This window comes from Nocardia paucivorans NBRC 100373 (assembly GCF_000308675.1).
In the GTDB taxonomy this organism is placed as follows: Bacteria; Actinomycetota; Actinomycetes; order Mycobacteriales; family Mycobacteriaceae; genus Nocardia; species Nocardia paucivorans.
The window spans coordinates 181,730-195,281 of the sequence record NZ_BAGE01000001.1; the positions used below are offsets into that span (position 1 = coordinate 181,730).

13 protein-coding genes are annotated in these 13,552 nt (G+C 65.7%); 4 read left to right on the plus strand and 9 right to left on the minus strand.

What is annotated here, in order from left to right:
• Positions 1-79 precede the first annotated feature (79 nt).
• Positions 80-673: a TetR/AcrR family transcriptional regulator gene (locus tag ON32_RS00715; RefSeq protein ID WP_040787833.1), complete on the plus strand. Its 594-nt coding sequence runs from the start codon at positions 80-82 to the stop codon at positions 671-673.
• Between the two features lie 31 nt (positions 674-704).
• Here ON32_RS00715 and ON32_RS00720 read toward each other — a convergent pair whose 3' ends face one another.
• The 3 genes from ON32_RS00720 to dprE1 form a co-directional block, all read right to left on the minus strand.
• Complete coding sequence (locus ON32_RS00720) at positions 705-2,702, minus strand: galactan 5-O-arabinofuranosyltransferase (RefSeq protein WP_083873810.1); 1,998 nt, start codon at positions 2,700-2,702, stop codon at positions 705-707.
• 229 nt (positions 2,703-2,931) lie between these two features.
• Entirely contained in the window at positions 2,932-3,693 is a 762-nt protein-coding gene (dprE2, locus tag ON32_RS00725; RefSeq protein WP_040787834.1) for a decaprenylphospho-beta-D-erythro-pentofuranosid-2-ulose 2-reductase, read from the minus strand.
• Entirely contained in the window at positions 3,690-5,153 is a 1,464-nt protein-coding gene (gene dprE1, locus ON32_RS00730) for a decaprenylphosphoryl-beta-D-ribose oxidase (RefSeq protein ID WP_051132733.1), read from the minus strand. Before dprE1 ends, dprE2 begins: the two co-directional genes overlap by 4 nt.
• A 128-nt stretch (positions 5,154-5,281) precedes the next feature.
• Here dprE1 and ON32_RS00735 point away from each other — a divergent pair, with 128 nt between their 5' ends.
• Positions 5,282-5,842, plus strand: coding sequence for a GtrA family protein (locus ON32_RS00735; protein ID WP_083873811.1), 561 nt, complete (start codon positions 5,282-5,284; stop codon positions 5,840-5,842).
• A 150-nt stretch (positions 5,843-5,992) separates the two neighbouring features.
• Here ON32_RS00735 and ON32_RS00740 read toward each other — a convergent pair whose 3' ends face one another.
• The 4 genes from ON32_RS00740 to ON32_RS00755 all read right to left on the minus strand — a co-directional run bounded on the left by ON32_RS00740 (position 5,993) and on the right by ON32_RS00755 (position 9,030).
• Positions 5,993-6,487 (minus strand): hypothetical protein, encoded by a 495-nt coding sequence (locus ON32_RS00740; protein WP_174361587.1) that lies wholly within the window; start codon positions 6,485-6,487, stop codon positions 5,993-5,995.
• Between the two features lie 223 nt (positions 6,488-6,710).
• Positions 6,711-7,280: a dTDP-4-dehydrorhamnose 3,5-epimerase family protein gene (locus ON32_RS00745; RefSeq protein WP_040787836.1), complete on the minus strand. Its 570-nt coding sequence runs from the start codon at positions 7,278-7,280 to the stop codon at positions 6,711-6,713.
• Positions 7,281-7,282: 2 nt separating this feature from the next.
• A complete protein-coding gene (gene rfbA / locus ON32_RS00750) occupies positions 7,283-8,155 on the minus strand; it encodes a glucose-1-phosphate thymidylyltransferase RfbA (protein ID WP_040787837.1) in 873 nt (290 codons plus the stop codon).
• Between the two features lie 170 nt (positions 8,156-8,325).
• The gene (locus ON32_RS00755) at positions 8,326-9,030 is read right to left on the minus strand and encodes a DUF8020 domain-containing protein (RefSeq protein ID WP_040787839.1); all 705 of its coding nucleotides are present in this window, start codon (positions 9,028-9,030) and stop codon (positions 8,326-8,328) included.
• A 261-nt stretch (positions 9,031-9,291) separates the two neighbouring features.
• On the opposite strand from ON32_RS00755, the gene rfbB reads away from it, so the two are divergent.
• A complete protein-coding gene (gene rfbB, locus ON32_RS00760; protein WP_040787841.1) occupies positions 9,292-10,305 on the plus strand; it encodes a dTDP-glucose 4,6-dehydratase in 1,014 nt (337 codons plus the stop codon).
• Here the strand turns inward: rfbB and ON32_RS00765 are convergent.
• On the minus strand, positions 10,289-11,869 hold the full coding sequence (locus ON32_RS00765) for a DUF2142 domain-containing protein (protein WP_051132713.1): 1,581 nt from the start codon (positions 11,867-11,869) through the stop codon (positions 10,289-10,291). The genes rfbB and ON32_RS00765 overlap by 17 nt on opposite strands.
• A complete protein-coding gene (locus ON32_RS00770) occupies positions 11,866-12,840 on the minus strand; it encodes a glycosyltransferase (protein WP_040787842.1) in 975 nt (324 codons plus the stop codon). Before ON32_RS00770 ends, ON32_RS00765 begins: the two co-directional genes overlap by 4 nt.
• 100 nt (positions 12,841-12,940) lie before the next feature.
• On the opposite strand from ON32_RS00770, the gene ON32_RS00775 reads away from it, so the two are divergent.
• Entirely contained in the window at positions 12,941-13,528 is a 588-nt protein-coding gene (locus ON32_RS00775) for a GtrA family protein (protein ID WP_040787844.1), read from the plus strand.
• The last annotated feature ends 24 nt before the right edge of the window (positions 13,529-13,552 follow it).

The window sequence follows — 13,552 nt, forward strand, 5'->3', positions numbered from 1 at the left end:
GCGCGCGTATCCGCCGGGGGCGTATCCGGCCGGGAAGCTTTATCTGCGACAGGATATCTAGCATTGCTATGATCCCGGCATGTCCGCCATCAGCGAACGCCGCGAACGGGAACGCGCGCAACGCCATCGGCTGATCGTCACGGCCGCACGCGAACTCGCTGAGACCGAGGGCTGGGAGGCGGTGACGACACGGCGGCTGGCCGAACGGGTGGAATACAGCCAACCGGTTCTGTACAGCCACTTCGACGGCAAGGACGCCATTGTGAACGCCGTCGCCATGGACGGGTTCGACGAACTCGCCGCACACCTGCGCCACGCCCGACGGGCCGTCGCCGAACCCGAGCAGGCCCTGCGTGCCATCTGCCGCGCCTACCTGGAATTCGCGGCCGAGCGACCCGCCCTCTACCGGGCCATGTTCATCCTGCCCATCGACTCGAAGTTCGCGAGCGCCGACCCACCGCCACCGCTACGGGCCGCTTTTGCCGAGTTCGTCGCCTGCTTCCCCCCGGACGACGAGCGACGCGAGGCGGCCGCCGAAGTCCTCTGGAGCGCCTTGCACGGCATGGTCGTCCTACCGGCCTGCGGCCGTATACCCCCGGACGAGCAGGAGGAACGGCTCGACTTCCTCGTCACCCGGATCGCGGGTGCCCGGCCGGTATCGACCGCACCCTAGCAGCGCACTCGGCCCCCGGTATCCGAGCGAGCTACCGATCCCGCACCACGACGAGGGTGAACGGCCCGATATCCGTGCTGGTGAAACGCGGGTCTGCGAATATCTTCCGCGGGAAGGCGACGGTGAATCGCCGCACGTTCGGATCATTCGGGTAGACGTCCTCGGTGAGCCGCAAGGTGTAGTTCTCCCCGCTACGACGGAACAGGAACGCGTCCGGGGCCCGCCAGGGAGCCGCGGCCATGGCGTCGAGCAGTTGCTGGGGCGTGTCGAGTTCGCTCCACTCCTCGATGGTGGTGGTCCGGGCCGCGAAATCGGCGAGCGGATTGGCGTAGTGCGAGGTCATCCCCTGGAAACCGAAGTAGGGGTAGAAGGCCAGGAAGGTGGTGTCGCCGGTGAGCACCACGGTATCGGAGCGTCGACGACCGGTCTGTTCCCGCAACGTGGTGTCGATCTCGCGGTAGTGCACCTCGGCCGCCGGATCCCGGCGATCGGCGCGGACACCGTCGCCGTCGGTATCGGTGTAGGCGGTGGTGATCTCCGCGGCCAATACCCGAGGGATGTCCTGGGTGAAGGCGAGCGCGCCGATGGCAGCCACCGTCACCGCGGCCAACCGGAACCGAGCCGGTTCGTTGAAAGCCCGGTAGACCGCGCGGGCCCCTTCCACGAAGCCGAAACCGCCCGCCGCGGCCAGCAACACCAGCAGGATGGGTTCCAGCCGGAAGGACAGCAGCGTGGTCCCCGCCGCCGTGGCCGCCATGGACAGCAGCGACCACAGATAAACCGCCAGCACCCCGATACCGAGTGATTGGGCCCGCCGGGACGACCCGGCCCGCAGCACCAGCCACAGCGTGCCGACCAGGCACAGCCCACCCAGCAGCGACAGGTTCGTCATCGGCATAGGCAGTTGGGTGCCCGCTTCCGGCAGATAGTGGAAGGCGGTCCCGGACCGTGCGCCGACGCCCTCGAGCAACCGCAGCAGGAACGGCAGGTAGACGATGAGGCCGATCGCCCCCGCGACGACACCCATGAGGATCAGTCGTGGCAGCGGGGTGAGCGCGGCCCGGCGCGCACTGCCCACCGGTTCCCCACCGGTGCGGCGCCGCACCCGTTCGGCGACGCGATGCGCGTGTACGGCGAGTCCGGCGGCGATCACTGCCATCAGCACGATGGTGAACACCGCGAAGGCGAAGTACAGGGTGTAACAGACGGCCGCGAGCCCGAGGAACAGGCCGGTGCCGAGCGCGGCGCCCCAACCCCGTGCCGTCGCACCCGAATCCCGCGACGAGGCATCCCGTGCGTATTCGGCGGGTCGATGCAGGGCGCCCCAGGCCATGACCAGAACCGGCGGCAGCAGCACCGCGATGACCGCGCCGTAGGCCTCGGGCGAGGCATAGGCCACCGTGACGGCGGTCACGGCCGCCGCGACCCCCACCGCCCAGTCCGCCCGCACCAGTTGCGACCACAGCACCAGCGCGATCACCGCGGCCACCGCGATCGAACCGATCGCGTACGGCTTGAACGCTTCCCAGCCGTCCATGCCGAGCAGGTTGGCGAACCGTCCACCGACCCAGAACCAGCCCGCCGGGTAGAACGGCGGCAGATCGGCATAGGTCATATCGCGCAGTGCCGGGCTGTCGGTGAGTCGGGTGAGGTATTCGGTGCGGAACTCCTGGTCCACCGAAACCCCGAACAGATACAGCTTGGTGGCGGCCAGCGGCATGCCGAGGGTCACCGTGACGAAGGCGGCGATACCCGTCCAGGACAGCAGTTTCGCCATCCACCGTGCCCGTCGCAACCGCAGCAGCGCGATTGCGCCCGCCACCATGACGGCGGATACCACCTGCCCCACCGTGGTGAGCGCCCGCGTGACATTCGACGAATTGAAGGCGGGCCAATCCACCTGTGAAAAGGCGACCAGCCCAATGGCGGTGACCACCGTGGCGACCACTGCCGCCGCCAACGCCTCACCGAGAGCGGTCCCGGCCCGGCGCACCAGCGGTCCCGGTCGCGCCCTGTCGTTCGTCGTCATCGGCGTGCCAACCTCCGGCTCCATCCATACGCCTGCACGTCCGGGCCAGCCTAATGGAGTTTCGGCGCCATGCCCTCGCGCCGGATCGGTTGTGCCGTATCGGAAAGATGGGGCGCAACGACCACATCACGACGTCGAGTCCGACGGTCCTTCGTGCACATCGACTCGTTCGAGCTCGACCGCGGGCCGTATGTCGAGACGGCATACGGCCCGCGGTGTGCGAGCGGGTTCAGATGGGCAGCCTGCGGAAGATCGGGCGCGGAATATGGCGCAGGATCATCATCACGAAGCGGAACGCGCCGGGCGCCCAGACGATCTCCTTGCCTTTCTGCGATGCCGCGACCGCCAGTGCCGCGACCTCTTCCTTGTCGACGGTCAGCGGCGCTTCCTTGACATGCGCGCTGAATCGGGTGCGCACCTGTCCGGGGCGCACGACCAGGACCCGCACCCCGTGTGGCCGCAGGGCCTCACCGAGGCCGAGGTAGAACCCGTCCAGACCGGCCTTGGTGGAGCCGTACACGAAATTGGAACGGCGCACCCGCTCACCGGCCACCGACGACATGGTGATGATGCGGCCGTAGCCCTGGGCCTTCATCTTCTCGCCGAGCAGCACGCCCACCGAGACACCGGCCGTGTAGTTGACGCCGGCGACGCGCACTGCCTTGGCCTGGTTCTGCCATAGTTCCTCGGCGTCGCCGTCCAGCGCGAAGGCCACGATCGCGACATCGATATCGCCGCGGTCCCAGGCGGCCTCGATCACCTTGGGGTGGCCGTCGGTATCGAGTGCGTCGAAATCGATTACGTCGACCTCGCTCGCACCGGCGGCCTTCATCTGCTCGACCGCGCTCTCCCGCAGCGGATCATTCGGCAAGGCGGCCAGCACGATCCGGGCGGGACTCTTCTTCAAGTACTCGGCGCAGATCGCCAAACCGATTTCGGAGGTTCCGCCGAGCAGCAGAATGGTCTGCGGATTGCCAACGGCATTGATCACGAAAGCTCCAGCCTTCTCGCTATATCGGACATGAAAACGCCTGTGGGATCGACACTGCGGCGAACCTTGATCCACTCCTCGATCCGTGGATACATCCGGTGGAAGGTCTCGGCGGTCGTGCGCGAGTCCTTACCGGTGTACAGCCGGCCGCCGAATTCCAGCACCCGCTGATCCAATTCGGTGACGAACTCGTTGAGTCCGGGTGCGATGGGGAAGTCGACGCAGATATTCCAACCCGGCATCGGGAAGCTCAACGGCGCCTGGTTACCGGGGCCGAAGAGTTTGAAGACGTTCAGGAAGGAATAGAACCCGGACTTCTGAATGTCGATGATGATGCGCTTGAACTCGTCCACCGACTCCGGCGGCACCACGAACTGGTACTGCAGGAAGCCGTTGGAACCGTAGCCGCGGTTCCATTCACCCAGCATGTCCAGAGGGTGATAGAACTGCGTCAGGTTCTGCACCTTGCCGCGATAGGTGCCCGATTTGCGGTACCAGAGCTCGCCGATCGGGGTGAAGGTGTATTTGTTGGCCAGCCCGTTGGGGAAGATATCCGGCAGGGTGAAGAAGGTTTTGCCGTTGAACCGCAGGGGGTCCTTGCGCAGTTTCTTCGGCAGCTCGTCCAGCTTCGCCAGATTGCCGCGGGAGATGGCCGCGCGGCCCAGTTTCGGCATCGGGCTGATCGCGTCGAACCAGGCCGAGCTGTATTCGTAACGGTCTTCGGAGCCGTCGCTGTGGAAGGCGATGGTCTCGTCCAGATCGGCGGTCACATCGCCGTCGGCGATGAAGTACGCGGTCTCCGTCGGGGTCATCTCGATGGTCGCGCGCAGGATGATCCCGGTCAGACCACAGCCGCCGATGGTCGCCCAGAACAGTTTGGCGTTCTTCTTGGGGGTGATGTGCTGGACTTCGCCGTCTGCGGTGAGCAGGTCGATCGAGCGCACGTGGTTGCCGAAGCTACCCGCGCTGTGGTGGTTCTTACCGTGGATATCGGAGCCGATGGCGCCGCCGACGGTGACCTGCCGGGTGCCGGGCAGCACCGGCACCCACAGGCCGAACGGTAGCGCGGCCTTCATCAGCTGGTCCAGGTTCACACCCGCGTCGACATCCACCAGCCGGGTGTCCCGGTCGATGCGGTGGATCTTGTTCAGCGCGGTCATGTCGACGACCAGCCCGCCGGCGTTCTGGGCATTGTCGCCATAGGAACGACCCAGACCGCGGGCGATGATGCCGCGGCGTAGATGGGCGGGCTTACTGTCGTTGTCCTCGGCGACCATGGCGACGGCCTTGGCGATCACTTCCGGATCGCTGGTCGAGAGCACTTCTGCGGAGGTTGGTGCGGTGCGACCCCACCCGGTCAGCGTCCGGGTCCGCGTCGGCAGCGCCGCGGCGGGCTGCGGGGACGCTGTCGCGCCCTCGGAGGCCTGCGTATCGCGGTCGTCGTTGCCTGCGGTCCCCATGGCACCGGTCGTGGTGGTCGGAGCTTTCGTGGACATCGGCATAGAGGCTACAGGCATCACCGGAATCCGGTTCATCGTGCGGACCCCAGTAGTCGTGCGCGAGGTCGTCGACAAGTACATTTCGGTCGATGCCCGCACACAGCAACGCCACCCCCCGGCCACCGGAGTCCGCCGGAGCGTCTTCCGAGTCTTCCGAGCAGGTCCGCTCCGCGCAGGAACCGGTTGCCGTCGAACCGCAGGCCGGACCGCAGGCGCTTCCGGTCGAGATACCGCTGTCGGATGAGCCGGGCGGAACCCAGGTCGATCTGAAAACGCAGATCATCCGGTTCGTGCTGACCGGTGGGCTGTCCGCGGTGGTGGACTTCGGGCTCTACGTCCTGCTGCTGAAGGTGGTGGGTCTGCCGGTCGACCCGGCCAAGGCCATAGGTTTTATCGCCGGGACCACGACCGCCTATCTGATCAACCGCCGTTGGACGTTCCAGGCGCCGCCCAGTCGGGCCCGCTTCATCGCGGTGGTGGTGCTGTATGCGGTGACCTTCGCGGTGCAGGTGGGTCTCAACGGGCTGGTGTATGGGGCCCTGGACGAGGAGCTGTGGTGGCGGGTGCCGCTGGCCTTCGTGGTGGCCCAGGGCACGGCGACGGTGATCAATTTCGTGGTGCAGCGGGTAGTGATCTTCAAACTCCGCTGAAAAGATCTTCGAAATTCGGCGAAAACAGCAATCCGCCGAAAACAGCGTGGTGCCCGGCCCACGGGGTGATGGGGCCGGGCACTGAGCGCTGGTGTGTCCCGAGATGGGAGGCCGAGGGTCGAGGCCGCTCGGATCGGGTGAGCCTTCGACTCAGCAGGCGATGCTGGTGAGCGGTGCGCGACGCCGGGCCAGCGCAGACCGCACGGCGGCCCCGATGGCGACCACCGGGGGGATCCAACGGGCCTCGTCGGGGCTCACACCCCAGCTGGCCGAGCCGGCGGACAGGTGGGTGGGCGGCAGTGGGACACCCGCGCCGTCCATGTGGACGATCGCACCGGCCGCGCGCAGCGCCTCGATCGCCATGGCGGCCTTGCGGACACCGGTAACCAGATGAATTTCCCGACGCTCCTGACCCGGGATCTCGATTACCGGCCCGGACAGGTTGTTCGCCCGCAGAAAACGCCGTACTTCTCCGGCCAGCTCCCCGCTGACCTCGACGGCGGCCAAGTTGTCATCGGTGATCAGGCACACACCGTTGGCCGTTTCGGCAACCGTCCAGCCGCGCTCGCCATAGGCCCGCGCAGCCGCGGCCTTGGCTTCAGCCGAGACGGAAGTCGAAAACGTCGTACGCACTGTCATCTCCATTCCCCGGTACAGATCAGATCCGGCACTCGTAGGTCGTATCGACGACAGACATCCAAAGCGTTACGCCAATTCCGAAATTTTTTGCGACTGTCGGATACGTCTCATTCGCAGACAAGTGTCATAAGTCGGTGCTATAGGGGAAAACGCAGGTCAATCGTTGGATTCCGGGGGAATATCCGGGAAGGCCACCGGTTATGGGCGGCGGTTCCGGGGGCAGGGCCGGTCAGTGGCCGCCGGAGACGATCGTTTCGAGCCGTGGCGCGGCCGCGTCCTTGGCGGAGCGCAGGTACCGCAGCGGCCGTCCCGCCCGATCGGTGGTGGGCCAATCGATGGCCAGATCCGGGTCGAACGCGTCGAGATCGTGGTCGAGCTCGGGGGTGTATTCGAGCGAGCACAGATAGGTGAGGGTGGAGTCGTCCGCCAGGGACAGCACGGCATGGCCCAGCCCTTCGGACAGGAATACCGACCGACGGTCGATATCGTCGAGGATCACGCTGTCCCATCGGCCGAAGGTAGGGGAGGTGGGCCGCAGGTCCACCACCACGTCCAGGAAGGCGCCACGGACACAGCTCACGTATTTCGCCTGCCCCGGCGGGGTATCGGTGTAATGGATACCGCGCAGCACACCCGCGGCCGAGACGGAGGTGTTCACCTGGAGCAGGTCGAACGACCGGCCGGTGGCCTTCTCGAATTCGGAGGCCTTGAACATTTCGGCGAAAGTGCCGCGGTCATCGCGCAGGACGCGAGGCGTGCACACCCACGCACCCGGTATCGCCATCTCCTTGAACTGCATACTCACCAACTTCGTCCACGCTCGAGTAGATCGAGCAGGTATCTACCGTAGCCGGAACGGAGCAGCGGGTCGGCCAGGGCGCGCAGTTGGTCGTCATCGATGAATCCCATCCGCCAGGCGACCTCCTCCGGGGAGCCGATCTTGAGTCCCTGACGTTCCTCTATGGTGCGGACATAGTTGGCGGCATCCAGCAGGGAATCGAAGGTGCCGGTGTCCAACCAGGCGGTACCGCGAGCCAATACGTCGACGTGCAACTTGCCCGCCTCCAGGTAGGCGCGGTTGATATCGCTGATCTCGTACTCGCCCCGTCCCGACGGCCGCAGCCCGCGGGCGATGGACACCACATCGTTGTCGTAGAAGTACAGCCCGGGCACGGCGAAGTTCGATCGAGGCACTTTGGGCTTCTCATCAATGGATATGGCCTTGCCGTCGGCGAATTCCACCACCCCGTAGGCGCTCGGATCCGAGACCCGGTAGGCGAATATCGCCCCACCGTCGATCTCGGCGAATCGGTTCAGGCTGGTGCCGAGGCCGGGGCCGTGGAAGATATTGTCGCCGAGCACCAGGGCCACCCGATCGGTGCCGATATGGTCGGCACCCAGGACGAAGGCCCGGGCCAGTCCATCCGGCACCGGCTGCACCACGTAATCGATGGCGATACCGAATTGCGAACCGTCCCCGAGCAATCGGCGGAACGCCGCGGCGTCCTCGGGGGTGGTGATCACCAGGATGTCGCGGATACCCGCCAGCATGAGGGTGGACAGCGGATAGTAGATCATCGGCTTGTCGTAGACCGGGACCAACTGTTTGCTGACCCCGCGCGTGATCGGATGCAGTCGTGACCCCGTGCCGCCGGCCAAGATGATTCCGCGCATGTCCGTCGAGTCTGCCGGCAGCCGTCGGTCCGGGTGCTGCGGGCCGTCCGACACATCACGGCGAGCGGAGAATCGGCGGTTTCCGCGCGTCTCCCCGATGCACCGAAGGCCCCGTTGCCCGGTGGGAGACCCATCGGGCAACGGGACCTTCGGCGTTGGTTCGCCGCCGATTACTGGGCCGGGGGGAACGGTTCGTTGATCGTGGTGAAGTACTGGATGATCGCTCCGATCGCGACCGGCGCGGTCACCAACAGCTGGCCGGCGATGGTGCCCAGCGCGCCGACGGCGATGACGCCGCCGAGGCAACCGATGATCGCGGCGGGGATGAACGGGCCGAACAGACCGATGATCGTCGCGGAGGCGACGGTGGCGCCCGCGATACCGCCGAGCACGCAACCGATCGCGGCGCCGCCCAGCGAACCGACGGTGGTGCCGATGGCCGCACCGGTGGCGATGGTGTCCTTCAGTCGAGTGAAGGCGGCGACCTCACGGTCGTAGGGCGTCTTCCAGGGCGCCGAGTCCTGGTGCGGCAGGGCCACCGGCTTGTAGACGGCCTTCGAGACGTCCAGCTGTGGGGTGAGTGTGGCGGTGTGGCCGTTGATCTCCGCTTCGATGGGCAGTTCGAAATCGTCGATGCGGAAGGCGAGCGGGGTGCCGGCCAGGACGGTGCCGTCCGTTGCCTTGATCTTGAAGATGCCGTCCTCGACCACCATGGAACCGGAATCGGTGGTGATGATCGACCGACCCCCTTCTTCACGAGCGGTGAAGTTGACCGGCGCCGGCTGGGGTGTGGGCTCGGCATGCGCTGTGGCGGTGCTCACACCCAGGGCGGTGATGAGCAGCGCCGCGGTCGTGGCGAATTTCTTGATCAGCATACTCGTTTCCTCATCGAAAGGGTGTTGTCGGCAAGATCATGTCGACCGAATCATCAGGATTCAGGAGATGCGAATGATTGTGAAGTGTTATGAGCAGTTATTCACTGTCCGTTAACTGCTTATCTGCCGACCATACGGTTTTCTGAACTCTGGTGGGGGAGTGGAGCTCTCGGGCGAGTGAGATGTAGTGGCCCGTCACACATGTTCCGTGATTCGGCATAGTGGCCGGCACAATACGGCCCTCGACGTAAAGTTGCAAAGGTGCGATTGCTAGTGACCGGCGGGGCCGGCTTCATCGGAGCGAACTTCGTACGGCAAACCGTCACCGAGCGACCGGATGTGACGGTGACCGTGCTGGACGCGTTGACCTACGCCGGCAATCGGAGCTCCCTGGATCCGGTCGCCGACCGGATCGATTTCGTCCACGGCGATATCGCCGATCTGGACCTGGTCGACGACCTGGTCAGCGGGGTCGATGCGGTGGTCCACTTCGCCGCCGAGTCGCACAACGACAACTCACTGTCCGAGCCGTGGCCGTTCGTGCAGACCAATATCGTCGGCACCTATTCGCTGTTGCAGGCCGTGCGCAGTCACGGGGTGCGGTATCACCATGTCTCCACCGACGAGGTCTACGGTGATCTCGGGCCCGAGGACCCCCCGTTCACCGAGCGCACCGCCTACAACCCGTCCAGTCCCTACTCGGCGACCAAGGCGGCCGGCGATATGCTCGTCCGGGCCTGGGTGCGCTCCTTCGGTATCCGCGCCACGCTGTCGAACTGTTCGAACAACTACGGTCCGTATCAGCATGTGGAGAAATTCATTCCGCGCCAGATCACCAATCTCATCGATGGGGTGCGGCCGCGGTTGTACGGCGGCGGCCACCAGGTTCGGGACTGGATTCACGTCGACGACCACAACCGCGCGGTCTGGGCCATTCTGGAACGCGGGCAGATCGGTCGAACCTATCTGATCGGTGCCGACGGCGAACTCGACAATCGCACCGTGGTGGGCATGATCCTGGCCGAATTCGGCCGGGACCCGAACGATTTCGACCATGTCACCGACCGCGCGGGCCATGATCAACGCTACGCCATCGACGCCACCCCGCTGCGCACCGAACTCGGTTGGGAACCGCGCTATGTCGATTTCCGAGCCGGTCTCGCCGACACCATCGCCTGGTATCGCGAACACGAATCCTGGTGGCGTCCCTACAAGGCCGCCACCGAACGCGCGTACGCCGAGGCGGGCGAGGTGACCATCACCCCCACACGATGAGGTGATATTTGGCCGCGGCGGCCAGTAGCGCGATGGCGGCCGCCGCGATCACGGTGATCGCGGCGCCGCGGCCCGGCGTGCGCCCGTTCGGCGCGGTGAGTCGGAAGGGCATCCACCGCAGCAAAACCGCGAACGCCAGGACCGCCAAAGGCACGAAATACCGGCCCTGCACACCGTCGATGATGAAGTAGGCGACCGGCGTGAACGACATGTACAGCGTGACGTAGATCATGGCCACGCCCGCGGCGACGGTCAGGGCCACCACCAGAGTGCGCCGGAAATCGGGGGCGCTCAACCGTTCCGCGATACCGACACTCACCGCAAACGCCAACAGGCAGGTGACGATCGTGGTGGCGGGAACGTCGATGTAGGCGAATCCGAGTTCCCCGAAGAACTCGGTGAACCATTCCTGGTCGCGGCGCAGGATGCTGTCGCCGAAGGTGTCGAGGAAATCCAGCGGATGGCCGAGGATATGGCGCAGCTGTTCGTCCGGGTGCACCGTGTACCACTGGTGCGGGGGGCGCATGAGGCTGGTGCCCTCACCGGTCGGTGCGGCGATCTTCATCCAGATCGCGAAGCCGATCGCGCCCATCGCCGCGGAAATCCACGGCAGCGCCCGCGACCATCCCGCCAGCCCCAGCCGGGAGCTCGGAATGAGCACAATCAGCAAGGCGAGCAGCACATAGGTCGGTTTGCACAACGGTAGGGCGAGGGCGGTGATCAGCAGCGCTGCGAGCTCCACCCGGTTCAGGTTCGCGCCGAGGAACAGGCCCTTCACCAGCAGCGCCGATACCAGCAGGGCCAATGCGTTGGTCAGGGTGTCGGCGGTGACCGTGCCGGCCTGGAAGACCGCGATGGGCAGCACCGCGACGGCGAACACCAACCATTGGATGCGATATCCGCGCAACGTCCACAGCGCGAAGCCCACCACCAGCAGATAGGAGAGCAGTCCGGCGAGCCGGGTGAGCAGCACCATGCCGCCCACATCGGCGCCGATCAGTTCGGCCGTGCGGATACCGAGGGCGGCGGGCACATAGGGGACCGCCGAATAGGCCGCGGTATTGGTGAACCACACATCCCGCTTGTCCGAAGTGATCTCGGCGGCTTTGAGCCGGTCGTAGTCGTGCGGATCGGCCACCATCGGGTGGGGTTCCGGTGGGTTGGTGGTGTAATCGTGCAGGGCATAGGCCATGAGCGCATCGATCGACGTCGGTACCGGGCCGCCGTAGGCGACACCGCGCTCGTCCTCGATCTCGGTGGGCAGGAAGCCACCGTGGGCGACCTGATAGGCGCGGCCGAACTGGGTGATCTCGTCATGTCCCCACATGGGTGGGGCGGTCACCGTGAACACCAGGCCGAAGAATCCGGCGAGCAGGGCGAAGGCCAGGGTTGCGGGGCCGAGGCGGGTGATGAGCGCCGCCCACAGCGCGCGGAACCGCTTCGGTGCGGGGGCTGCGGGAACGTCCGACCCGATTGGGTTCTCGGCCTCGTCACCGGAGGTTGCGGTAGCGGTATCGCGTTCCGGGGCAGCGGTGGGGCCGGTGTCCTCGGTCGAGGCGGTCAACGCGCTGCCTCGCCGGCGGAACGGGACGACGCGTCGGTGACGCCCGGCGCCGAATAGCGCAGATACACCAGACGTGCGGCCTCGTGCCGGGAACGACGGATACCGTCCAGGATCAGGCCCGCGGTCCAGGCCAGGCAGCCGAGCAGTAGCAGGGTGAAGGCCCCGAACAGGGTCGGGAAGCGCGGCACCAGATGGGTGTTGTAGTACTCGACGACGATCGGGACACTCAACGCCACCGAAAGAATCCAGCTCAATGTACCGAACAGGCCGTAGAACGCCACCGGTCGTTCATGGCGCGCCAACCCGATGATCAGGGCGAGGATTTTGAAACCGTCGTGATAGGTGCGCAGTTTGCTCTCGCTGCCTGCGGGGCGATCCCGGAATCCCACGCGCACCGAGGTCTGCGGAACTCGCAGGTGCAGGGAATGCACGGTCAATTCGGTCTCGATCTCGAATTCCCGCGAAACCGCGGGGAAACTCTTCACGAACCGGCGCGAGAACACCCGGAAACCGCTGAGCATATCCTCGACGTTCTCGCCGAATACCTTGCAGACCACACCATTGAGCACCTTGTTACCGGTTTCGTGGCCGGCTCGATATGCCGAGGCGCCCTCGTCCTGTTGCCGAATGCCCAACACATGGTCGTACGGACCCTCGAGCAGGGTTTTGATCATCAGCGGTGCCGCCGACGCCTCGTAGGTGTCGTCGCCGTCGATCATCAAGTACACATCGGCCTCGATATCGGCGAAGGCGCGGCGCACCACATTGCCCTTGCCCTTGGCGTGTTCCGTGCGCACGATGGCGCCGGCGGCGCGCGCTTTTTCGGCGGTCGCGTCCGTACTCAGGTTGTCGTAGACATAGACGACGATTCCGGGCACGGCGGCCTGCAGGTCGGTGACGACCTTGGCGACCGAAGCCTCTTCGTTGTGGCACGGGACCACGGCGGCAATGCGGAGGTCGGTGGAGTCCACCCGGTCAATCCTCGGAGATCGGCGGTATATCGGAACACCGGGAGACTACAGGGTTCGCGCGGCGTCGGCCGAGCAAGGTGCGCTGCGGTACCGTCGGCCCGTGTCAACCAGTGAGTCACCGGCCGTATCGGATACCGATGCCGAATCCGTGTCGCCGGACGGGTCGGCGCCCGCCGCGGAGTCGGTGTCGCGCTCGCCGGTCGCGCGGTTGTTCGCCGCGCTACGCCGGGGCGCGGCCTTCCTGGTGGTCGGCGCCGTGGGGTTCGTGGTCGACGCGGGCGCCTACAACCTGCTGGTGTTCTGGGAGGGCGGGACGGTATTCGACGGGGAGGGCGTGCTCTACCACGCGCCACTGCCCGCCAAGATCATCGCCATCGCGGTGGCCACCGTGGTCACCTATTTCGGTAACAAATGGTGGACCTTCTCCCACAAGAAGAGCGACGGACGGGTCCGGGAGTATCTGCTGTATGCCGTCGTCAATGTGGTCGCGATCGGTCTTCAGCTGGGTTGTCTGGGCTTTTCTCGTTATGTCCTGGATCTGGCGGGGCCGGTCGCGGACAATATTTCCGGAACGCTCATAGGCCAGATCGTCGCGGTGCTGTTCCGATATTGGGCCTATGACAAGTTCGTATTCACCGGAGAAAGTGATACCCCGGTTGCCGAACGGGCGCGCGGCGTGACCGATTGATATCCTCGCTCCCGCCGCGAACCG

What these genes read in the sequence shown, in the direction of transcription:
- ON32_RS00720 (WP_083873810.1), bottom strand. Translation starts at nt 2,702, where the DNA reads ATGACGACGAACGACAGGGCGCGACCGGGACCGCTGGTGCGCCGGGCC.
- ON32_RS00715 (WP_040787833.1), top strand. Translation starts at nt 80, where the DNA reads ATGTCCGCCATCAGCGAACGCCGCGAACGGGAACGCGCGCAACGCCAT.
- ON32_RS00755 (WP_040787839.1), bottom strand. Translation starts at nt 9,030, where the DNA reads ATGCTGATCAAGAAATTCGCCACGACCGCGGCGCTGCTCATCACCGCC.
- ON32_RS00735 (WP_083873811.1), top strand. Translation starts at nt 5,282, where the DNA reads ATGCCCGCACACAGCAACGCCACCCCCCGGCCACCGGAGTCCGCCGGA.
- ON32_RS00745 (WP_040787836.1), bottom strand. Translation starts at nt 7,280, where the DNA reads ATGCAGTTCAAGGAGATGGCGATACCGGGTGCGTGGGTGTGCACGCCT.
- dprE1 (WP_051132733.1), bottom strand. Translation starts at nt 5,153, where the DNA reads ATGGGGACCGCAGGCAACGACGACCGCGATACGCAGGCCTCCGAGGGC.
- ON32_RS00740 (WP_174361587.1), bottom strand. Translation starts at nt 6,487, where the DNA reads ATGGAGATGACAGTGCGTACGACGTTTTCGACTTCCGTCTCGGCTGAA.
- rfbA (WP_040787837.1), bottom strand. Translation starts at nt 8,155, where the DNA reads ATGCGCGGAATCATCTTGGCCGGCGGCACGGGGTCACGACTGCATCCG.